This window comes from Brevundimonas sp. FV1ye4L (genome assembly GCF_058681255.1).
In genome coordinates this window covers 1,969,949-1,990,448 of sequence record NZ_CM178734.1, presented here as the reverse complement: position 1 = coordinate 1,990,448, position 20,500 = coordinate 1,969,949, and the positions used below count along the sequence as shown (strand labels likewise).

Annotated in this window: 23 protein-coding genes; 14 read left to right on the top strand and 9 right to left on the bottom strand. The window is 65.9% G+C overall.

The features are described from left to right. The first annotated feature begins 30 nt into the window (after positions 1-30). On the top strand, positions 31-867 hold the full coding sequence (locus ACW17X_RS09575) for an LD-carboxypeptidase (RefSeq protein WP_492096939.1): 837 nt from the start codon (positions 31-33) through the stop codon (positions 865-867). A 230-nt stretch (positions 868-1,097) separates the two neighbouring features. Here the strand turns inward: ACW17X_RS09575 and ACW17X_RS09570 are convergent, their stop codons facing one another. Together ACW17X_RS09570 and ACW17X_RS09565 are read right to left on the bottom strand one after the other, a co-directional pair. After that, positions 1,098-1,328, bottom strand: a complete 231-nt coding sequence (locus tag ACW17X_RS09570; protein ID WP_492100459.1) for a transcriptional regulator — start codon at positions 1,326-1,328, stop codon at positions 1,098-1,100. A gap of 50 nt (positions 1,329-1,378) precedes the next feature. Beyond that, positions 1,379-2,032: a hypothetical protein gene (locus ACW17X_RS09565; RefSeq protein ID WP_492096938.1), complete on the bottom strand. Its 654-nt coding sequence runs from the start codon at positions 2,030-2,032 to the stop codon at positions 1,379-1,381. A 112-nt stretch (positions 2,033-2,144) separates the two neighbouring features. On the opposite strand from ACW17X_RS09565, the gene dnaG reads away from it, so the two are divergent. The 5 genes from dnaG (at position 2,145) to ACW17X_RS09540 (ending at position 7,845) form a co-directional block, all read left to right on the top strand. Next, positions 2,145-4,007 carry a DNA primase gene (gene dnaG, locus ACW17X_RS09560; protein WP_492096937.1) on the top strand — a complete coding sequence of 621 codons (1,863 nt, stop codon included), beginning with the start codon at positions 2,145-2,147 and terminating at the stop codon, positions 4,005-4,007. 379 nt (positions 4,008-4,386) lie between these two features. Next, a complete protein-coding gene (rpoD, locus tag ACW17X_RS09555; protein ID WP_492096936.1) occupies positions 4,387-6,333 on the top strand; it encodes an RNA polymerase sigma factor RpoD in 1,947 nt (648 codons plus the stop codon). A gap of 53 nt (positions 6,334-6,386) precedes the next feature. Further along, complete coding sequence (locus ACW17X_RS09550; RefSeq protein ID WP_492096935.1) at positions 6,387-6,566, top strand: DUF2256 domain-containing protein; 180 nt, start codon at positions 6,387-6,389, stop codon at positions 6,564-6,566. Positions 6,567-6,622: 56 nt separating this feature from the next. Continuing rightward, a complete protein-coding gene (locus ACW17X_RS09545) occupies positions 6,623-7,363 on the top strand; it encodes an extensin-like domain-containing protein (protein ID WP_492096934.1) in 741 nt (246 codons plus the stop codon). Between the two features lie 32 nt (positions 7,364-7,395). Then, a complete protein-coding gene (locus ACW17X_RS09540; RefSeq protein ID WP_492096933.1) occupies positions 7,396-7,845 on the top strand; it encodes a hypothetical protein in 450 nt (149 codons plus the stop codon). 5 nt (positions 7,846-7,850) lie between these two features. Here the strand turns inward: ACW17X_RS09540 and ACW17X_RS09535 are convergent, their stop codons facing one another. The 3 genes from ACW17X_RS09535 to ACW17X_RS09525 are packed head-to-tail and all read right to left on the bottom strand — an operon-like array spanning position 7,851 to position 9,128. Next, positions 7,851-8,198, bottom strand: coding sequence for a DUF1428 domain-containing protein (locus ACW17X_RS09535; RefSeq protein WP_492096932.1), 348 nt, complete (start codon positions 8,196-8,198; stop codon positions 7,851-7,853). A gap of 11 nt (positions 8,199-8,209) precedes the next feature. Further along, positions 8,210-8,668 (bottom strand): SRPBCC family protein, encoded by a 459-nt coding sequence (locus ACW17X_RS09530; protein WP_492096931.1) that lies wholly within the window; start codon positions 8,666-8,668, stop codon positions 8,210-8,212. Positions 8,669-8,681: 13 nt separating this feature from the next. After that, a complete protein-coding gene (locus tag ACW17X_RS09525) occupies positions 8,682-9,128 on the bottom strand; it encodes a VOC family protein (RefSeq protein WP_492096930.1) in 447 nt (148 codons plus the stop codon). Positions 9,129-9,186: 58 nt separating this feature from the next. On the opposite strand from ACW17X_RS09525, the gene ACW17X_RS09520 reads away from it, so the two are divergent. The 3 genes from ACW17X_RS09520 (at position 9,187) to ACW17X_RS09510 (ending at position 12,522) form a co-directional block, all read left to right on the top strand. After that, positions 9,187-9,882 carry a winged helix-turn-helix transcriptional regulator gene (locus ACW17X_RS09520; RefSeq protein ID WP_492096929.1) on the top strand — a complete coding sequence of 232 codons (696 nt, stop codon included), beginning with the start codon at positions 9,187-9,189 and terminating at the stop codon, positions 9,880-9,882. Positions 9,883-9,992: 110 nt separating this feature from the next. After that, the gene (locus ACW17X_RS09515) at positions 9,993-11,873 is read left to right on the top strand and encodes a methyl-accepting chemotaxis protein (RefSeq protein WP_492100458.1); all 1,881 of its coding nucleotides are present in this window, start codon (positions 9,993-9,995) and stop codon (positions 11,871-11,873) included. 118 nt (positions 11,874-11,991) lie between these two features. Then, positions 11,992-12,522 (top strand): hypothetical protein, encoded by a 531-nt coding sequence (locus tag ACW17X_RS09510; protein WP_492096928.1) that lies wholly within the window; start codon positions 11,992-11,994, stop codon positions 12,520-12,522. On the opposite strand, the gene ACW17X_RS09505 is transcribed toward ACW17X_RS09510, so the two are convergent. Then, positions 12,519-12,728 (bottom strand): flagellar basal body rod C-terminal domain-containing protein, encoded by a 210-nt coding sequence (locus ACW17X_RS09505; protein ID WP_492096927.1) that lies wholly within the window; start codon positions 12,726-12,728, stop codon positions 12,519-12,521. The genes ACW17X_RS09510 and ACW17X_RS09505 overlap by 4 nt on opposite strands. A 196-nt stretch (positions 12,729-12,924) precedes the next feature. Here ACW17X_RS09505 and ACW17X_RS09500 point away from each other — a divergent pair, with 196 nt between their 5' ends. The 4 genes from ACW17X_RS09500 (at position 12,925) to ACW17X_RS09485 (ending at position 16,536) form a co-directional block, all read left to right on the top strand. Next, positions 12,925-14,829, top strand: a complete 1,905-nt coding sequence (locus ACW17X_RS09500; RefSeq protein ID WP_492096926.1) for a DEAD/DEAH box helicase — start codon at positions 12,925-12,927, stop codon at positions 14,827-14,829. Between the two features lie 38 nt (positions 14,830-14,867). After that, positions 14,868-15,188 carry an Mpo1-like protein gene (locus ACW17X_RS09495; protein ID WP_492096925.1) on the top strand — a complete coding sequence of 107 codons (321 nt, stop codon included), beginning with the start codon at positions 14,868-14,870 and terminating at the stop codon, positions 15,186-15,188. Between the two features lie 43 nt (positions 15,189-15,231). Continuing rightward, positions 15,232-15,555: an Mpo1-like protein gene (locus tag ACW17X_RS09490; protein ID WP_492096924.1), complete on the top strand. Its 324-nt coding sequence runs from the start codon at positions 15,232-15,234 to the stop codon at positions 15,553-15,555. 90 nt (positions 15,556-15,645) lie between these two features. Continuing rightward, the gene (locus ACW17X_RS09485; RefSeq protein ID WP_492096923.1) at positions 15,646-16,536 is read left to right on the top strand and encodes a hypothetical protein; all 891 of its coding nucleotides are present in this window, start codon (positions 15,646-15,648) and stop codon (positions 16,534-16,536) included. Positions 16,537-16,611: 75 nt separating this feature from the next. On the opposite strand, the gene ACW17X_RS09480 is transcribed toward ACW17X_RS09485, so the two are convergent. The 3 genes from ACW17X_RS09480 to ACW17X_RS09470 all read right to left on the bottom strand — a co-directional run bounded on the left by ACW17X_RS09480 (position 16,612) and on the right by ACW17X_RS09470 (position 19,232). Then, positions 16,612-17,181: a 3D domain-containing protein gene (locus tag ACW17X_RS09480; RefSeq protein ID WP_492096922.1), complete on the bottom strand. Its 570-nt coding sequence runs from the start codon at positions 17,179-17,181 to the stop codon at positions 16,612-16,614. Positions 17,182-17,338: 157 nt separating this feature from the next. Continuing rightward, a complete protein-coding gene (dusA, locus tag ACW17X_RS09475; RefSeq protein ID WP_492096921.1) occupies positions 17,339-18,358 on the bottom strand; it encodes a tRNA dihydrouridine(20/20a) synthase DusA in 1,020 nt (339 codons plus the stop codon). Between the two features lie 259 nt (positions 18,359-18,617). Continuing rightward, positions 18,618-19,232 carry a TetR/AcrR family transcriptional regulator gene (locus tag ACW17X_RS09470; protein WP_492096920.1) on the bottom strand — a complete coding sequence of 205 codons (615 nt, stop codon included), beginning with the start codon at positions 19,230-19,232 and terminating at the stop codon, positions 18,618-18,620. 100 nt (positions 19,233-19,332) lie between these two features. Between ACW17X_RS09470 and ACW17X_RS09465 the strand changes: the two genes are divergently transcribed. Then, a complete protein-coding gene (locus ACW17X_RS09465) occupies positions 19,333-20,499 on the top strand; it encodes an efflux RND transporter periplasmic adaptor subunit (RefSeq protein ID WP_492096919.1) in 1,167 nt (388 codons plus the stop codon). Position 20,500: the final 1 nt, after the last annotated feature.

The following is a 20,500-nucleotide window of genomic DNA, read 5'->3' as shown; positions in this document are numbered from 1 at the left end:
GGATTGCAATATTCGGCGAAGAAGACGGACGTGAACAGCAACAGCTTCAAGATCGGCGTGGTCTGCGCCAGTTCGCGCTTCTCCAAGGAGCGGGCCGAGGCGGTCGAGGCCTGGATGGCGCAGCACCATCCGGATCGCGACGTGGCGGTGGTGTTTCACCCCGCCTGTTTCCTGAAACACGGCCATTTCGCCGGCGACGACAGGGCGCGGGCGGACGCCTTCGTCGAGTTCGCCAATGATCCGCGCATCGACGCCATCTGGTTTGCGCGCGGCGGCTATGGATCCTGCCGCATCGCTGAGTCGGTCATCCCGCGCCTGAACGCCGTGGCCCGCAAGAAGCGGTATCTGGGCTATTCCGACGCGGGCAGCCTGCTGGCGGGGATGTACAAGGCCGGGTTCGAACATCTGGCGCACGGGCCGATGGCCTCGGATTCGGTGCGGGACGATGCGACGGCGAAAGGCGCCTTGGCCTGGCTGACGACCGGACGGACGGACTGGATCGAGCCGTCGCTGGCGACCGACCCCCGGCCGGCCGTCGCCTTCAACCTGACCATCATTGACCAGTTGCTGGGCACGGACCTGGAGCCCGATCTGTCCGGCCATGTCCTGATGCTGGAGGAGGTGTCGGAGGCGGCCTACCGGATTGACCGAATGATGTTTCACTTGACGGGACAGGACTCTATCCGACGTGTGGCTGGAATTCGCCTGGGACGTGTTTCTGATGTCACGCCAAATGATCCCGATTTCGGCCAGTCTCCGGATGAGATCGTTCGCTACTGGTGCCTGAGATCGGGCATAGAATTCCTGGGGTCCGCCGATATTGGGCATGACTACGCCAACAAGGTGGTGCCCTTCGGGCGCCGGTGACAAAAACCAGGCGCGGCGAGAAAGACACAGTCCGGCCACGATCCGCATCACGCCGGTCGTCGCCCTCTCGACAGTCGGTGCGAGTGAACGTCAGATGCAGGTCCGCGAGGCGTTAGGACTTCGTTAAGCCAAGGCGTTGGGGGACGCTGCGGTTTACGCCTTCTGCGATGCGGCGGTTCGTTCGGACCTCGGGGGATGCCCGGACGAACCGCCTGATCGTTCTCCGACAGTCATTCGATCCTGCTCCGCTCATCCAGATATAACATCCACGCCGCTCGTCCGGCGTCGGTCGGGACCACGCGGGTTCGCGGTTTGCGGCCAATGAAACCTCGTCTCAATTCGATGTATCCGGCGTCCTCTAGTCGCGACAGGTGACTGGACAGGCTATTGTTAGGGACGGCCAGGGCCAGAGCGAGTTCGGTGAAATCAGCGGCCTCTGCGGCCGACAGATAGGCCATCACTCCCGCTCGTATCTGGTGAGCGAAGGCGGGATCGACGACGGCGTGTGCAGTCACCTCCGCTTCTCGCACATCAGAACGACGGCCGGAACGAAGGCGAGGAAAATCAGGCTGGCGCAGATGATCGGCAGGGCAATCAGAGACTCTAGACGGGACCAAGCCAACCCTCCTGCCGCTGCGAAGCTCCCGACCGCCACCAGAAAGAGCCATCGCCGATCGCTTGACAGGGCGGTGATCCACCATGCCGCGCCCCAAAGGACCAGGATGACCGAAAGCATGACGGGGCTGGTATGAACGGCGTCGGTCAAGGGCTCGTCGCGCGTGTAGATGCGGAAGACGACATAGGTCACGATCAAGGACACGAAGCTGGCGGACCATGTCGCGGAGGCTGTTCGGCTGAGGCGAACCCGGTTCGGGCCGAGGGTGCGCCAGGCAGTCCAAGCCAGGGTTCCGAAGAATGCCAGATGGGACGTTACGATGGCCCAGCTGCCTACGAAGTTGGAGATTGGTCCTTCGACAGGAGAGCCCGGCTTGGGCAATCCCTCGATCATGAAGGCTCCCAGGATCGCGAGAAGCGCAAAACCATAGGCGCCACCGAATACGGCGATCAGAAGCAGAAAAGGCGCCGGCTCTCCGCGACCAGCAACCGCCAATCGTTTGAGGTAGGCGAGATCGTCGTCGTCTTTGCGATAGGGGGCATCGGTCATGAACTGTCTCCATTGCGATGTGACTACTTTAAATATCAAACTAGTCGAGTCAAGCGCTGCTGCCTTTCAACGAGAGTCGCTTGTGCGCTCCGCTGGCGCTATGGATCGCCGGGTGCGTTTCGACGAAAGATTCATCGATGAACTGAAGGCCCGCCTTCGCCCGTCCGACGTGATCGGGCGGACGGTGAAGCTCAAGCGGCAGGGGCGGGAATATGTCGGTCTGTCGCCCTTCTCGAAGGAGAAGTCGCCGTCCTTCTTCGTCAATGACGACAAGGGCTTCTTCCACGACTTCTCGTCCGGCAAACACGGCGACATCATCTCCTTCCTGCAGGAGACCGAGCGGCTGAGCTTCGTCGAGGCGGTGCAGCGGCTGGCCGGTGAGGCGGGCATGCAACTGCCGGCCGAAGACCCGAAGGAGGCTGAGCGCGAGCAGAAGCGTCAGGGTCTGTCGGACTGGATGGACCTGGCCCAGAAATGGTTCGCCGCCAATCTGCGCCGTACACCGGGCAAGGCGGCGCGCGAGTACCTCGAGAAACGCGGCCTGCCTGAGGATCAGTGGGAGCGGTTCGGCCTGGGCTATGCGCCCAATGACCGCGAGGGGCTGAAACAGGCCCTGGTCCAGCGCGGGGCGCGACCGGCGGAACTGGTCGAGGCCGGGTTGCTGATCTCGCCCGACAGCGGCGGCCAGCCCTATGACCGGTTCCGCGATCGGCTGATGTTCCCCATTCTGGACGCGCGGGGGCGGATCGTCAGTTTCGGCGGCCGGGCCATGAATCCCGATGACCGGGCCAAATATCTGAACGGTCCGGAGAGTCCGCTGTTTCACAAGGGGGCCACCCTCTATGGCCTGCCCGAGGCGCGGCGCATCCTGGGGGCGGAGAGCAAGAACGACCAGGCCATCATCGTTGTCGAAGGCTATATGGACGTCATCGCCTGCCAACGCGCGGGCCTGCCGGCCGTGGCGCCGATGGGCACGGCCCTGACCGAAGAACAGATGGAGCGGCTGTGGCGGGTCAGCCATGAGCCGGTGCTGTGTTTCGACGGCGATGCGGCGGGGCTGCGTGCCGCCTATCGCGCCATCGAACGGTCGCTGCCGCTGCTGAAGCCGGGACGGTCGTTCCGGTTCTCGCTGCTCAGCAGCGGGCAGGATCCCGACGACATCCTGCGCGACAAGGGGGCGCCGGCCCTGCGCCAGGCCCTGGCCGACACCCACGGTTTCGCCGAAGTGCTGTTCCGCCGCGAACAGGACGTCGAGCCGCTGGACACGCCCGAGCGCAAGGCCGGGTTCAAGGCGCGATTGCGAACCGCCGCCTCGGCCATTCAGGACAAGGATCTGGCGGAACAGTACCGCCGCGACCTGTTCGACCGGTTCGACGCCCTGTTTCCGCGCACCCCCCAGCGCGCGCCGTGGACGCCGGGGCAGGGGCGGGGGCGTTTCGGCCCGCCGCCGAAACTGGGCCAGACGGTCGAGGGCGCCCAGGCGATGCAGTCGCTGTTCCGGGCGGTTAGTCCGGTCGCGGCGGCCCTGGCCTATGCCGCCATCGACGACATCGAGCGGCTGGACGATCATCTGGAAGAGGTCAGCGTCCAGGGTTTCGGCGACGCCGCGCTGGAGGGGCTGGCCCAGGAACTGGTGCGGCTGCGCCTGTCGGGCCAGGCGTCGGACGCGGCGGTGGTGCGGCATCGGCTGCGCGATTCCGGTTTCGATCCCCTGCTGAAGGAGATCGAGAAGGCGGCGTCCAAGTCGGGCGCCTCCTTCCTGTCGTCGGACCTGACCGTGGCGGAATCGCGCGCGCACTGGCTGAAGGTGTTCGGCCTGATGACGCATCTGGCCGCCCTGTCGCGCGCCATCGAGACCGCCAAACAGGATATGGGCCAGGGCACAGGCATCGACGCCCTGGTGCGGCTGAAGGCCGAGCGAGACGCCATCACGCGTTCGTTCGCGGCACCCGATTTCTGGACCACCCTGGTCTGAGGCGCGCCGATTGAGGCGGATGCGCTTGACTCTGCCCGGTTGCGACGCCATCTGGCGCAATCGGGTCATGATGCCTTAGTGCGCGAGGTCGAGAAGGCGGCGGCGAAGTCCGGCGCGCCATTCCAGGCCGCAAATGCGCCCCTCGCCGAGGCAAGGGTCCGATGGTCGCAGGCGTTCGACGCCTCGGTCCTGGCGTGAGATGCGCCAGGGCAGGATGAAGGGTTCCGCCGGCACGGGTCGTGCGGAATGTGCTTCTACGTGCGATCAGGCCGAGAAGAATTGGGAAGACAGCGCGGGCGCGTAACCTTACGCCTCGCCAGGCATTGTATTTTTCGCCGGGGTGGATTGATCACCCCCTCCGGCTGGAGACGAACTGACTATGAACGCACAGACCGAGACGCAGGACGCCGAGGTTACGACCGACGGGCCCCTGCTCGATCTGACCGACGCCGGCGTCAAGAAATTCATCAAACAGGCCAAGGCGCGCGGCTATGTGACGATGGAGGAGCTGAACAAGGTCCTGCCTTCGGAAGAAGTCACCCCGGACGCCATCGAAGACACCCTGGCCATGCTGTCGGAAATGGGCGTCAACGTCGTCGAGGCCGAGGAGGATGCGCAGGAGCAGCAGTCCACCGACGTCGCCGCCGCCGCCGGAACCGCCGTGGCCGAAGCGCCCGCCAAGGCCGCCTATGACCGCACCGACGACCCGGTGCGGATGTATCTGCGCGAGATGGGTTCGGTCGAACTGCTGAGCCGCGAGGGCGAAATCGCCATCGCCAAGCGGATCGAAGCCGGCCGCGACGCCATGATCTCGGGTCTGTGCGAAAGCGCCCTGACCTTCGAGGCCATCATGGTGTGGCGCGACGAACTGGAGAACAACCGCATCCTGCTGCGCGAGGTCATCGACCTGGACGCGACCTACGGCGTGCTGAATCCCTCGTCCCTGCCGGGCGCCGCCCAGCCGGAGAGCGAAGAGGAAGAAGAGGCCGAGGAAAAGCCGGCCGCCGAAGACAAGCCTGAATCCGACGACGATGACGACGATGACTTCGACGACGGCGGCGGCATGTCGATCTCGGCCCTGGAGGCCGAACTGCGCGACGGGGTGATGGAGGTTCTGAACCTCATCGCCGCCGACTTTGGCGAGTTCCGCAGCCTGCAGGACAAGCTGGTCCAGACCCGCCTGAAGGGCGAGGTGCTGAGCACCAAGGACGCCAAGGCCTATCAGACGCTGACGAAATCCATCTCGGATCGTCTGAAGACGATGAAGCTGAACAACAACCGCATCGAGGCCCTGGTCGAGCAGCTCTATGCGATCAACAAGCGCCTGATCGGTCTGGAAGGCCGTCTGCTGCGCCTGGCCGACAGCTACGGCATTTCGCGGCCTGAGTTCCTGAAGGCCTATTTCGGCGCCGAGCTGGATCCGACCTGGACCGAGCGGATTAAGGACCAGGGCGTGCGCTGGACCAAGTTCAGCGACAACGAGGCTAGCCAGATCGCCACCATCCGCGCCGACGTCGCCGCCGTGGCCCTGGAAGCCGGCCTGCCGATCGACGACTATCGCCGCATCGTCCAGACGGTGCAGAAGGGCGAGCGCGAAGCACGGCAAGCCAAGAAGGAAATGGTCGAGGCCAACCTGCGCCTCGTGATCTCCATCGCCAAGAAATACACCAACCGCGGCCTGCAGTTCCTGGACCTGATCCAGGAGGGCAACATCGGTCTGATGAAGGCGGTCGACAAGTTCGAGTACCGCCGCGGCTACAAGTTCTCGACCTACGCCACCTGGTGGATCCGTCAGGCGATCACACGCTCCATCGCCGACCAGGCGCGGACCATCCGGATCCCGGTCCATATGATCGAGACGATCAACAAGATCGTCCGCACCAGCCGCCAGATGCTGCACGAGATCGGCCGCGAGCCGACCCCGGAAGAACTTGCTGAAAAGCTGGCCATGCCGCTGGAGAAGGTGCGCAAGGTCCTGAAGATCGCCAAGGAGCCGATCTCGCTGGAAACCCCGATCGGGGACGAGGAAGACAGCCACCTGGGCGACTTCATCGAGGACAAGAATGCCGTCCTGCCCATCGACGCCGCCATCCAGTCGAACCTGCGTGAGACCACCACCCGCGTGCTGGCGTCCCTGACGCCGCGCGAGGAGCGGGTGCTGCGGATGCGGTTCGGCATCGGCATGAACACCGACCACACGCTGGAAGAAGTCGGCCAACAGTTCTCGGTGACGCGCGAGCGGATCCGCCAGATCGAGGCCAAGGCGCTGCGCAAGCTGAAACACCCTTCGCGCTCGCGCAAACTGCGGTCCTTCCTGGACAGCTGAAGACGATCAGGGGCGGCTCCGACGGGGCCGCCCTTTCTCGTGGAGGCCCCCGCATGGGTCGAAAACACGTCAATCTGGGCCGCGCGCCGGCCAAGGCCGATCTGCCGCAAAAGCTGTGCGTCGCCTGCGGCCTGCCGTTCGCCTGGCGCAAGAAGTGGGCGCGCGACTGGGATCAGGTGCGGTTCTGTTCGGACCGGTGCAGAGCGGCAGGCGGGCAGGCGGAACGGCGATAGGCGGCTCTCCGCCTCGTGACCTGTGTTTCGTCGGGAATCGGATAGGAGATGAGGCCATGTCCTCGACCCCTTTCCTGACGCGTCTCCTGGCGGGTCTGGCTGTGCTGGCCGTCCTGAGCGGCTGTATACGCCGCGCGCCCGAACCCTTGCGGCCCTCGCCCTATCCGGGTCAATCGGCGGCGCCCCTGGTCGGGGGCTTGATCGACCGGCCGATTGACGGCGGGACGCAGGGCGCGGTGGTGCGCGAGGGTGGCGAGCTGGGGCGGTGCATGGCCCAGCTGACGGCGGCGCGCGTTCGCTTCAGTCCTTTGCCGGACCGCCAGAACTCCGCCGTCTGCGGTTTGAGCCAGGGCGGAGTGCTGGGCGCCGACATGGGCACGGTGGCGCGGATGGCGCCGGGGGATGTGCAGATGACCTGCCAGACGGCCCTGGCGCTGAGCATATGGCGGCGGCAGTCGCTGGAGCCGGCGGCGCGCGAGATCCTGGGCTCGGATGTGGTCCAGATCGACCACATGGGCGCCTACGCCTGTCGCAATGTGAACAATGGCGCCGGCTCGACCCGGATCAGCGCCCACGCCCAGGCGGCGGCGCTGGATTTCGCAGGGGTGCGACTGCGCGACGGGCGGCGGATCAGCGTCACCGCCGACTGGAAAGGCGACGCGCCCGAGGCCAGGTTCCTGCGCCGCATCCGCGACGACGCCTGCCGTATCTTCGGCACGGTGCTGAGCCCCGACTACAACGCCGTCCACTATGACCACCTGCATCTGGAAGCGACCGACACGCGTTTCTGCCGCTAAGGCGCCGATCCGGTCGCCGGAGGGACGGTCGTATGGCGCCGAGGTTGAAGGTCTTCACCTGGTCGGACGGATTTCACGCCTTCACGGTCGCGGTCAGCTCGCGACCCAAGGCGCTGGAGGCCTGGGGATCGAAGCAGGATTTGTTCGCCACCGGCCTGGCCAGCGAGCTGAGCGGCGGCCCCGACTATGACGCGGCCCTGGCCGCGCCGGGCGAGGTGATCGAGCGCGGCCTGTCCATTGACATCGGCAAGATCGGCAAGGCGGCAAAGCCGAAGAAGGCCGCCGGCCCATCGCGGGCGCGGATCGTCAAGATCGAGCGTCTGCAGGCCGAGCTGGAGACGCTAGACGCCGACTATCAAGAGGCTGACGCGGCCTTGGCCGAAAGGTTGAAAGCCTTGGAAGCCGAACGCGCGGACCTGGAGCGCAGCCACGCTAAGCGCCGCAAAGGCCTGACGGCGGCGCTCAAGGCCGCGCGCGCCTGAACGCATCAGGCCTCGAAGATCGTCTCGAAGCCGCCGACGACCATCCGCTTGCCGTCGAACGGCATTTCCATCTCGTGGAAGCGGGGATCTTCCATCATCTTCTTCTCGGCGGCGTCGCCGGTCGCCTTGTCGGGCCAGATGATCCAGGACAGGACCACGGTCTCGTCGGGTTCAAGCTTCACCGCCATCTTGAAGTCGGTGAGCTTGCCGTCGCGAATATCCACGCCCCAGTTCTCGACGACGGCCAGGGCGCCGAACTCCTTGAAGATGGGCGCGGCGGCCTGGGCGCATCTCAGATAGGCGTCCTTGTCGGCCGTTTTCACAGGGGTCACGAAGCCGGTCACATAGGTCATGGTCGTTCTCCTCAGCTGTTGGTTTCGGCCAGTTCGGCCAGTTGATCGGCGACGGCGCCCCAGCCCTGTTCGAAGCCCATGGCGCGGTGGGTCTGCATCGCCTTTTCGTCCCAGTGGCGGGCGACGGCGGTGTAGCGGGTGGCGTCGCCCTCGGGTTCGAAGGTGTCGATACGGACGAAGTTCATCTCGCCCGGCTGAGGAACCCAGCCCTCGGTCATGGCGCCGGTCGAGACCAGCCGCCGGCCGGGGACCACCTCCAGGAAGACGCCGGAATAGGCGTGGCGCTCGCCCTCGGGCGAGGCCATCTCCACATTGGCGCGGCCGCCGACACGCAGGTCCCAATCGACGACGGGCGTGGTCCAGGGACGGGGGCAGAACCATTCGCCTGTCCGCTCGACATAGATCTTCCACACGGCTTCGGGCGAGGCCTGGATCAGGCGGGTGACACTGAGTTCAAAGTGATCGGACATGTCGGTCTTCCGGTCAGGCGGGCGTCAGTTCATGGGCGGCGAAGGCTTCGGGGCCGGCGGCGATGGCGGCGGGATCCATCCACATGGTCTCCCAGATATGACCGTCCGGGTCGGCGTAGCTGCGGCCATACATGAAGCCGTAGTCCTGAGGTTTGTTCGGGTCCCCCGCCCCGCCGGCCGCCCGGGCCTGGGCCACCACCGCATCGACCGCGTTGCGGCTGTCGCGCGACAGGCACAGCAGCATCTGGGCGGAGGCGTGTGCGTCGGGAATCTGGCGGTCCGTGAAGGTGCGCCATTTGTCGTGGGTCAGCAGCATGACGTGGATCACGTCCGACAGGACCATGCAGGCCGCCGTATCGTCGCTGAACATCGGGTTCTTCGTGGCGCCGACCGCTTCATAGAAGGCGATGGACCGGTTCAGGTCGGCGACGGGCAGATTGATGAAAATCAGCTGGGTCATTCGTCTTTCCTCTCCCTATGTTTGCGAACCGTGCCGCGAGAGATTAAAATAGTCAACTATGAAGTTAGAAAAAGTAACTACTAAGGCGGGGCGTCGATATCATGACGCCTGTGGGGCGGCGCATGGGCTGGATTTGATCGGCGAGCGCTGGGCTCTGTTGGTCGTGCGTGAACTGATGCTGGGCCCGCGCCGGTTCGGCGATCTGCGGAAGGATCTGCACGGGATCTCGGCCAATGTGCTGACCCAGAGGTTGGAGGGGTTGGAAGCCTCGGGCGTGGTGCGTCGCCGCAAGCTGCCGCCGCCGGCCTCTGTCCAGGTCTATGAGTTGACGGACTGGGGGAGTGAGATCGAGCCGGTCTTCCTTGTTTTGGGCCGCTGGGCCGCCCGTTCGCCCCAACATGATCCGACCCTGCCGATCAGCGCGGTCTCGATCATGCTGTCGTTCAAGACGATGTTCAACGCCGGTCGGGCCGGGAAGGCCGCCATGGTGCTCGGGTTCGTCTTTGACGAGACGTCGTTCCGCGTCGAGATCGCGGACGGGATTTTGGAGGCGTGTCGGGGGGGCGTCGAGGATGCGGACGTCACCCTGACCGCCCGGCCGGAACAGGTCGCGGCGGCGGTCTATGCTAAGGTTCCGCTGCGGGTGCTGGAGGCGGAGGACGGTCTGGCGACTAAGGGCGATGTCCGCGTCTTTGAACGGTTCGTGGACTTTTTCCATCTGCCCGAAAAGGCGACGATGGAAGCTGTGCCTTAGAAGGTTTGGTAAGGAGTAGCTCCTAAGACCCTGAACCAACTTAGTGCTCGGAGGCGGACGTGTTCAGGTCCCTGTCGATATCCATCAAGCTCATGATTGCTCTGGGGGCGATGATGAGCGCTTGCGGGGTGGCGACCCTGGTGGTTCTGTTCAGCCTGGTGACGCTGCAGCAGTCCGACACGGCGGAAGGATCCGCGCGAAAGATCAGCGAAGCCGCAAACCACGCCCTGGCTGCGGCGGTCGAAGAACAGAACGCCATGCGCGCCTTTGTGGTGACGGGGCGTGACGAGGCTCTTCAAGATTATACGGCGCGCAAGACGGCGTTCGACCAGGCGGTCGCGGCCCTGGACGCCAGCGACCCGACCCACGTCTACGCCGCCCAGCATCGGGTGTTGAGCGCCGCCACGAAAGCCTTCCACCAACAGTCCGAAAGCCTGATGGACCTGGCCCGCGACCCGGCGACCCGGCCACAGGCGGGGGAGCAGATGCTGCAGACGGCGGGGCTGGATGATATCCGCGCCGCGGTTGCGGCTGTGGATGAGGCGGCGCAGCGTGTTCTGAGCCAGAGAGAGGCCGACAAGAAGAGGGCGTTCCGGGCCGGCTATGCCGCCCTGATCGTCGGAGGGATTCTGGCCTTGCTGGTCGCCGGGGCGATGACCCTGTGGCTTGTCAAGGCCTTGAGTCAGCCGATTGTCGCCATGACCCGCGCCATGGACCGGCTGGCGGGCGGCGACCTTGATGTGACTATTCCCGCCCAAGGGCGGGGCGACGAGATCGGCCGCATGGCCATCGCCGTCGGAACCTTCCGCGACAATGCGGCGGAAAAGATCCGGCTCGAGGCCGAAACTCAGTCTCAGCGCGCCGTCAGCGAAGCCGAGCACCGCGCCAACGAGGCCGAGAAGGCGCGGGTCGCCGAGGAGGACCGGGTGGCCCTGACGGCCCTGGCCGAAGGCCTGTCCGCCATGTCGAACGGCGACCTGACCCACCGTTTCACCACAGCTGTGGCGTCGCGCGCCGAACAGTTGAAGACCGATTTCAACACCGCCATCGCTCAGTTGCAGCAGGCCATGGGCGTGGTCCTGGGCAATGTGGCGAGCATCCGCTCCGGCGCCGGCGAGATTTCGCAGGCCGCCGACGACCTGTCGCGCCGCACCGAACAACAGGCCGCTTCCCTGGAAGAAACCGCTGCGGCCCTGGACGAAATCACCGCCACCGTGAACAAGACCGCCTCGGGCGCTCGCCAGGCCTCGGAAGTGGTTCAGGCGGCCAAGGGCGACGCCGAGACCTCGGGCGTCATCGTTCGTGACGCCGTCGAGGCCATGCAGGCCATCGAGGGCTCGTCAAGCCAGATCAGCCAGATCATCGGCGTCATCGACGAGATCGCCTTCCAGACCAATCTGCTGGCCCTGAACGCGGGCGTCGAGGCGGCGCGGGCCGGCGAGGCCGGTCGCGGCTTCGCCGTCGTGGCCTCCGAAGTGCGCGCCCTGGCCCAGCGCTCGGCCGATGCGGCCAAGGAAATCAAGACCCTGATCTCGACCTCGACGACCCAGGTCGGCTCGGGCGTGAAACTGGTCGGCCAGACCGGCGAGGCCCTGCAAAGGATCGTGGACCGGGTCGCCGAGATCGACGGCCTGGTCTCGGACATCGCCGCCTCGGCCCAGGAACAGGCTGTCGGCCTGGCCCAGGTCAATACGGCTGTGAACCAGATGGACCAGGTCACCCAACAGAATGCTGCGATGGTCGAACAATCGACCGCCGCAAGCCAGGCCCTGGCCCAGGACGCCGAGGCGCTGCAAGCCTCTATGGCGCAGTTCAAGTTGGGCGAGGCGACCCGCGCGCCCGCGCCCGTCGCCGCGCCTCGTTCCGCGCCCAAGGCGCTCGCGCCGGCCCACTCGAACCATATGGCTGCCGCCCTGAAGACCATCGGCCGCGGCGGGGCGGCGCCCAAGGTTCAGACCACGCCTGCGGCGGACGGCTGGGAGGAATTTTGACGTCCTTCGCCGAACCCGAAGGTCACGATATTGGATCGACCGCCGTTCTCTGAGTCGACTTCGCGCTGAAGGCGAGTATCCTTAAGCGGCCTCGGGGGAGGCGTCGTCAGGGAACGCCATGTTCGACATCGGTCATCTGAAGCAGCGGTTCAGCCAGTACGCCGCCCTGTGGGTGGCGGGCTTCCTGGTCAGCGGCGCGGCCATACTGGTCGGCATGCTGTTGATGGACCTGATGGCGGCGGCGGATCTGGTTTTGCCGATTCTATTGGCCCTGGTCGCCCTGATCCTCGGCGTGGGCGTGGTGGCCAGTTTTCTGTCGGACCGAACCTTGGGGACCAAGCTGGCGGTGCTGCTGGCGGCTGTGCTGCTGGTCCTGCCTCTGCTCTGGTCGCCGGTGTCGGCGGCGGTGGTGATCGCCTTCTTCGCCGACCGGTCGATCGAATATTCGGTGGCCTATGCCGATTTCCAGATCGCGATCGCCTCCGTGCTTTATCCCCTGTCCGAGCTGTTCCTGGGCGGCGCGGTGTTCAGCGCCGTCTGGGCAGGCTTCCAGTTCTTCGCCAGCCTGGTCGGCGTGATCTCGGCCGTGGCCAGGGCCTGGCCCTATATCCGGCGCATCCTGGGGCCTGAGCCGGCGACCGACAGCTAGGCCAGCATGTCCAGCAGGCTCCCGCTCATCTCGTCCGCAGTGCGCACCACGGCGGCGTTGGCGGTGAAGGCGGTTTTGGCCTGGATGCGTTCGACAGTTTCCTCGGCGAGATTGTCGAGCGGTGCAGACGCAGTGCGGCGCGCGCTGGCCTCGAACCGGGATTGGGCGCCGAGCATTCCGGCGGCGGCGACAGACATGGCCTGCATGGGCGGTCTCCTTCAGCCCGCACTCTGGACCCGTCCCGGTCAACGCCCCCGCAACAAACAGGGTGAACGGCGTTTTCCGCCCCGCTTGCGCCTTTATCCGTGTATAGAGCGCCCATTATTCGCCCGGCCTGAGGTCTGTCCTCGGCCGGGCGCGGTCGTTTCGGCGACCGCCCTTGTTCGTCATTCCAGGTAGCCGATGCCCTTTCCCGCCGTCCATCCCGCGCTCGACCGCGCTCTCGTCAACAAGGGCTATGCCGAACCGACCCCGGTCCAGGCCGCCGTCCTGGAAGTCGAATACGCCGAACGCGACCTGCTGGTCTCGGCCCAGACCGGTTCGGGCAAGACGGTCGCCTTCGGTCTGGCCGCAGCCCCCACCCTGCTGGGCGACAAGCCGATCTTCGGTCCGGGCGGCGCGCCCCTGTGCCTGGCCATCGCCCCGACGCGGGAACTGGCCATGCAGGTCGCGGCCGAGCTGCAATGGCTGTACGCCGACTCCGGCGCCAAGATCGCCACCTGCGTCGGCGGCATGGATGCGCGGCGTGAAGCGCGCGCCCTGGGCTTCGGCGTCCATATCGTCGTCGGCACGCCCGGCCGCCTGAAGGATCACATCGACCGGGGCAACCTGGACCTGTCCGAGCTGAAGGTCGCTGTCCTCGACGAGGCCGACGAGATGCTGGACATGGGCTTCCGCGAGGACCTGGAGTTCATCCTGGACCACGCGCCGGCCGAACGCCGCACCCTGCTGTTCTCGGCCACCATCGCGCGCGAAATCGTCACCCTGGCCAAGCGCTACCAGAAGGACGCGGTGCGTATCGACGCCACCGACAAGACGCGCCAGCACGCCGACATCGAATATCGCGCCTATCGCATCGCCCCGAACGAGATCGAGCACGCGGTGGTCAACACCCTGCGCTGGTACGAGATGCCGCGCGCCATGGTCTTCTGCTCGACGCGGGATTCCGTGCGCCACCTCCAGGCCTCTCTGCTGGAGCGCGGCTTCTCGACCGTCTCCCTGTCGGGCGAGATGGGTCAGCGCGAACGCACCGACGCGCTTCAGGCGCTGCGTGACGGCCGCGCCCGCGTCTGCGTCGCCACCGACGTGGCTGCGCGCGGTCTGGACCTGCCCGATCTGGGCCTGGTCATCCATGCCGAACTGCCGATGAACCGCGCCGGCCTGCTGCACCGTTCGGGCCGGACGGGCCGGGCGGGCAAGAAGGGCGTGTCCGTGATGCTGGTGCCGCATTCGCGCCGCCGCAAGGCCGAGCGTCTGATGGACGACGCCGGTATCGACGCCGTCTGGTCCGGCGCCCCGACCTTCGACGAGATCCGCAAGGCCGACGAAGGCCGTCTGTTGTCGCCCGAGTTCTTCGAGGCCGACGTGTCCGACGAGGACATGATCGTCGCCAAGCGGATGATCGCCGAGCGCACGCCCGACGAGATCGCCGCCGCCCTGGTGCGTCTGCTGCGCAAGGAGCAGCCGGCGCCGGAAGAACTGTCCGATCCGGGCTCGGATCGCAGCCCCGTCAAGCGCGAGCGCACCGTGCGCAACGAAGACGGCACGGCCGCCCAACCCTGGCCGGGCGACCGCCTGGGCGCGGACGACGTGGTCTGGTTCCGCCTGGACGTGGGCCGCAACAAGAACGCCGACCCCAAATGGCTGATCCCGCTGATCTGCCGCATCGGCGGCATCTCCAAGCCCCAGATCGGCGCCATCCGCACCTTCCCGGAAGAGACCCGGTTCGAGATCGCCAAGACCCACGAAAAGGCCTTCCGCGAGGCCGTCGCCGCCTCGAACGACGAGGTCAAGATCACGGCGTCGGAAGCCCCGACCCCGGGCTCGATGAAGGCCGGCCGCTTCTCCGGCAAGTCGAACCGCGACGAAGGCGATCGTCCGTTCAAGAAGACCCCCTACAAGCGCGCCGACGGCGGCGAGGGCGACGCCCGCCCGCCGTTCAAGAAGAAGCCTTGGGCGCCGAAGTCCGATGGCGGCGGCGCCAACCCGCGCTCCAACGCGGCCGGCGACAAGCCGTTCGCCAAGAAGCCGTTCAAGGCCAAGCCGGGCTTCAAGAAGGAAGGCTTCAAGGGCAAGCCCAAGGGCTGAGACTTGCCTGATCATGGGCGGAGGCGCACCCTCCGCTCATGAACACGCCGTCCGACCCCCAGGGACGATACGCCTCGTTCGAGGCCTTCTATCCCTTCTACGTTAGTCAGCATCAGAACCGCGTGTCTCGGCGGATTCATGTCATCGGGACGGGACTGATGATCCTCGCGGTTCCGGCCGGCCTGCTGACCCTGAATCCAATATGGCTTGCCATTTTCCCAGCGGTCGCCGCGAGCGCCTGGGTGGGCCATTACGTGTTCGAGAAGAACCGGCCGTTGGGGCTGCGCCATTTCGTCTGGAGCCTGATGGGCGACTTTCGCCTGTTCTTCGACACCGTAACCGGTCGGCGGCCCTTCTGATCCCGGACTTGCCACCCGCTCTATACCGGCGCACCCTCCGCCCATGAACACGCCGTCCGAACCCCAGGGACGATACGCCTCGTTCGAGGCCTTCTATCCCTATTACATCCATGAGCATTCCAACCGGGCCTGTCGGCGGATCCACGTCGTGGGCACCGGTCTGGTGATCCTGGCCTTCGTCGCCTTCGTGTTGACGTTGAACCCCTGGTGGCTTCTGGCCATGCCCCTGGTCGGCTACGGTTTCGCCTGGGTCGGCCATTTCTTCTTCGAAAAGAACCGGCCGGCCACGTTCAAATATCCGCTGTGGAGCCTGATGGGCGACTTCCGTCTGTTCTTCGAGACGGCGTCCGGCCGACGGCAGTTCTGAACACAGCTGCTGTGATTTGAAGCTGTGCCGTGCGGCGGAAGCGGATAGGATCGTCCTGCGGCGCAAGACCGCAGGGGAGGGAGATCGTCCATGAAGCTTATCGCCATTGCGGCCAGCGCCGCGCTTGTGCTCACGCCCGGCGTCAGCGTCGCGCAGAAGAGCAGCGCCAAGCCGGATTTCACGCTTGATCCCAACTATGGCGAGGTCGCGTTGGAGACCGGCTTCACGCCGGATCCGTGGACCCAGTCTATCCTGGCCGGCGGCTCCGTGCCCGCTTCGGCCGCGCGGTCGGGCTGCGAAGGCTCGGTCAGCGCCGCCCCGGACCTGCAACTGAATTTCGAAGCCGGGGAGTTCGACCTGACCATCCGTGCGCTGGCGTCGGAGGACACGACCCTGCTGGTCAATACGCCGGGCGGGCAATGGCTGTGCGACGACGACAGCGGCGGCGGCGTGAACCCCAAGGTGCTGATCTCAGATCCCGAGAGCGGGCGGTACGACATCTGGCTGGGCACCTATGGCGACGACATGGTGCAGTCGACGCTGGAGATCAGCGAACTGGGTGGATCGGATGCGAGCGATGCCGGTGCGCCGGACCCCGGTCTGGATCCCAATTTCGGCTCGGTGAGCCTGGAAACCGGTTTCACGCCTGACCCGCACGAGAAGGCGATCCTGGCTGGCGGCTCGATCCCGGCGGCAAGCGCAAAGGCCGGCTGCGAGGGCAAGGTCAGCGCGGCGGCGGACTATCAGATCTTCTTCGAGCCCGGCTCCATGGACCTGACCTTCCTGGTCGAGGCGTCCGAGGACACCACCCTGCTGATCAACGCCCCCAACGGCCGCTGGTATTGCGACGACGACAGCGGCGGCGGGGTGAACCCCAAGGTGCTGATCACCAATCCGCAGGGCGGTCGCTATGACGTCTGGGTCGGGACCTACGGGGACGACATGGTGCAGTCCACGCTGAAGGTCAGCGAACTGGACTAGGGCTCGACCACAAGGGCGAACACAAAGACGCCGGCGGCCGCGAGGCGCGCCGGCGTTTTTCGTTTCGCGACCCGATCAGTTGGACGCGTCTTCCCAGGCCGGGGGGCAGCCGTCGAACCGGCCGGCGTCGGCGATGGTCAGGGTCTGCATGTTCAGGCGACGGGCCTGGGCCATGGAGCCGCGGCCATGTCCGGTGAACAGATCGACCTTCTGGCCCTTGATGGCGCCGCCGGTGTCCGACGCATACCAGTAGCCGTCGTGGATCGAGCCGTCGGCCAGACGCAGACCGACCGTCTCGCGGATGAACAGCTTGGTGCGACGGGGAATGACGCGGGGATCGACCGCGACCGTGCGCATGGCGATCGGTCGGCAGCCCAGGGAGTCGTTGCCCGTCGCGCCGCCGCCGCCCGCATGATAGAGGCGCGCCGACGCGCGCCAATCAGGGTCTCCGGCCATCAGTTCGGCCTGGTCTGGGCTGAGGCTCAATTCGATTTCGGACGAGGCGTCGGTAGAACCGATCTCGGGCGCCGGGGTTTCAACCCTGGCTTCATCCGCCGCGACAACGACATTGTAAGGGACCGGCTCGCTCGACAGCGAAGACACGGCGGCCCACAGAATGGCGAAGGCAGCGGAAGCGCCGATCATCCGATTTGCTCATGAAAGCACCGGCTCCCAACGCCGCCGGCGCCGGTTTTGTCGCGTTAACTTGTGGCCAGAAAGGGGCGTGCCGCGCCCTGCGGCTCTGCCGGCGTGTGAGGGTGGCGCTAAGCGACTGAATCTATCAAGCTCTTTGAGCGCCAGCCTAGGCTGCGTCTTCGCGACGCGCCTCGGCCTCTCGCACGGCGTCGGCGGCGCGATCCAACACCTCCAGCCCGGCGCCGGGTCGGATCGCCTCGACCGTCAGGATACGGCGGAACGCCCGCGCCCCGGGGCGGCCGTGCATCAGGCCCAGCATGTGGCGGGTGATGGCCGGCAGGCGCACCCCCTCGTCCAGACGGGCGGCCACATAGGGACGATAGCGCTCCAGCGCGGCGAAGGCGTCCACATCCGCCGTATCAGCCCCGTACAGGCGTCGGTCCGCCTGACCCAACAGGGCCGGCTCATGATAGGCGGCGCGACCCAGCATGACGCCGTCCAGCCGAACGCCGTCTGCGTCTTGCGCCAGATGGGCCTCGGCCTCGTCCAGATCAGCGATCCCGCCGTTGATCGAGATGTTCAGGTGCGGTCGCTCGCGCTTGAGCCGGCGCACCAGCTCGTAATCCAGCGGCGGCACGTCGCGGTTTTCCTTGGGCGACAGGCCTTGCAGCCAGGCCTTGCGGGCATGGACGATGAAGACCTCGATCCCGACGGCGGCGCAGGCGTCCACCATGGCGAACAGACTGGTCGCCGGGTCCTGATCGTCGACGCCGATCCGGCATTTGACGGTGGCGGGAACGGTGACGGCGTCCTTGATCGCCGCCATACAGTCGGCCACCAGTTCCGGCTCGCGCATCAGACAGGCGCCGAACTTGCCGGACTGGACCCTGTCCGACGGGCAGCCCACGTTCAGATTGATTTCGTCATAGCCATAGGCCGCCCCGACCCTGGCCGCCTGGGCCAGTTCCGCCGGATTGGACCCGCCCAACTGTAGGGCGACCGGATGTTCGACGGCGTCGAACCCCAGCAGATGATCCCGGTCTCCGTGCAGCACGGCCGGCGCCGTCACCATCTCCGTATAGAGCAAGGCGCGCGTCGTCAGGGCCCGATGGAAGGCGCGGCAATGCCGATCCGTCCAGTCCATCATCGGGGCCACGGCCAATCTACGTGCTTGATTTGTAGGCATTGTTCAGTGAAAACAAAATGTTGATTGGTGACGCTCGGGCCCAGGTCAGAAGGGAGGGTCGCTATATAAGCGAGACCTTCCTCAAATGCGATGACGCGCGCCGCTGGGCTGCCGCCGCGGGCCGAATAGACTGCGGCGAAGCGCCGAGCCAGAACAGGCGGAGGGTCAGCTGCTCCCGTGCGGGCCAAACTGGCTTCTACGGCGGCGACGAAGCCGGACTTGATCGCCCGGCGTGAAGCCTAGTTACAGCTTGCTGAGCCTATTTATGGAGCATCTGGCGTTCGAGTTCGCCGAGGATCAGGTCCATCGCCGGACGCAGGGCGCCTGTGGTGTCAAACTCGGGCTGTGCCGCTCTCTGGATCATGAGGCCCAGGTTCAGGGCGAACATAATTTTGACGATGCGCAGGCGAACGATGGGCTCGATCTCACCATTGGTCAGGGCGTTCAGAGTGGAATCAAGCTTCGTCAGCAGTCGGGATTCCAAGTCGATCAGAATGTGTGCGACGCGTTGGTTTCTTCCGGCCTCTGCCGAAATCTCCGTCATCATCCTGCATTGGTCCAGCCCAGGTTGATGAGCGACATAGTCCTCGATCCAGGTTCGCAAAGCCTGAGGTCCGCCGATCCTTGATTCGTCGAACAAGCGGACGTCCGACAACAATAGAGAGATATCCTGCTCGCATATGGCGGCGATAATATCGTCCTTGCTGTCGAAGTCTCGGTAGATCTGGCCCATTTTTATACCGGACGCGGCAGCGAGTTCCGCCATGCCGGTCTGGTGAAAACCCTGCTTCACGAACAGCGCGCGCGCGGCGTCGATCAACGTCTGGCGCCGATCACGCGCCCGTTGCTCTCTCGCCTTCGCCGCCGAAGCCATCTCGTACTCATCCTCACTTGACACGGCCCATAGCCCACGACTAACACCGGTGCAACAGTGAGTGAGTGTTCGTTCACATATGGTTTGCGAGAGGTTAAGGATGAAAGTTGTCGCTCCGGCGATGGGCCTGGCGTTGCTCCTCGCGAGCTGTTCGTCACAGCCTCAGCAGCCGACCGCTGGTCCGCCGCAGGTCTCGGTCGTCACGATCAAGACCAGCCCCATCACCCTGACGACGGAGTTGCCCGGTCGGATCAGCGCGGCCGAAACCTCGGAGGTTCGCCCGCAGGTGAACGGCCTCGTCACGGCGCGTCTGTTCGAAGAAGGCGATTATGTCCGAGCGGGCCAGGCGCTCTATCGCATCGACGCGGCCCCCTATGAGGCGCAGGTAGCCAGCGCTCAGGCGAGTCTGGCTCGGGCGCGGGCGGCTGTGGCCTCCACCGCCGGTCTGGCGCGCCGCTATCAGGAATTGGTCAAGATCAACGGCGTCTCGCAGCAAGAGCTGGAAGACGCCCAAACGAGCGCGCAGCAGGCCGAGGCCGATGTTCAGGCCCAAGCCGCAGCGCTTCGCACGGCTCAGATCGATCTGGCTCGGACGACTGTTCGTGCACCGATCTCGGGCCGGATCGGACGCTCCAGCTTCACCGTCGGGGCCTTGGTCACCGCCTCCCAGGCATCGCCCTTGGCGACGATCCAGCGGATCGATCGCGTTTACGTCGATATCCCGCAGTCCAGCGCGGACCTGTTGAAGCTTCGTCAGCAGATCGCGTCCGGCGCCCTGTCCCGCGATACAAACGGCGCCCGGGTCAAGTTGGTGCTGGAAGACGGGTCGACCTACGGCCAGGACGGAACGCTTCAGTTTGCTGACGTCACCGTGGACGCCGACACCGGCAGCCAGAACATTCGGGCCATCTTCAACAATCCGGACGGGCTGCTGCTGCCGGGCATGTTCGCTCGTGCGGTCCTGGTCGAAGGTTCGGCCTCCAACGCCATCCTCGCGCCGCAACGCGCTGTGAGCCGCGACGCCAAGGGTGGCGCCTCGGTGATGGTGGTGGGGGCTGACGGCAAGCTGCAACCTCGCCCCATCACGACCAGCCGGACCGTCGGGCAGGACTGGATGGTGACGTCCGGCCTGCAGCCGGGCGACAAGGTCGTCGTCGAGGGCGCGCAGAACCTGATGCCCGGCACGCCGGTCAAGGCTTCGCCTTATCAAGCCGGCGGCGCGGCGGCGGGCGCCAAGCCCACACAGCCTTCGGCTCAGGCGCACTGAC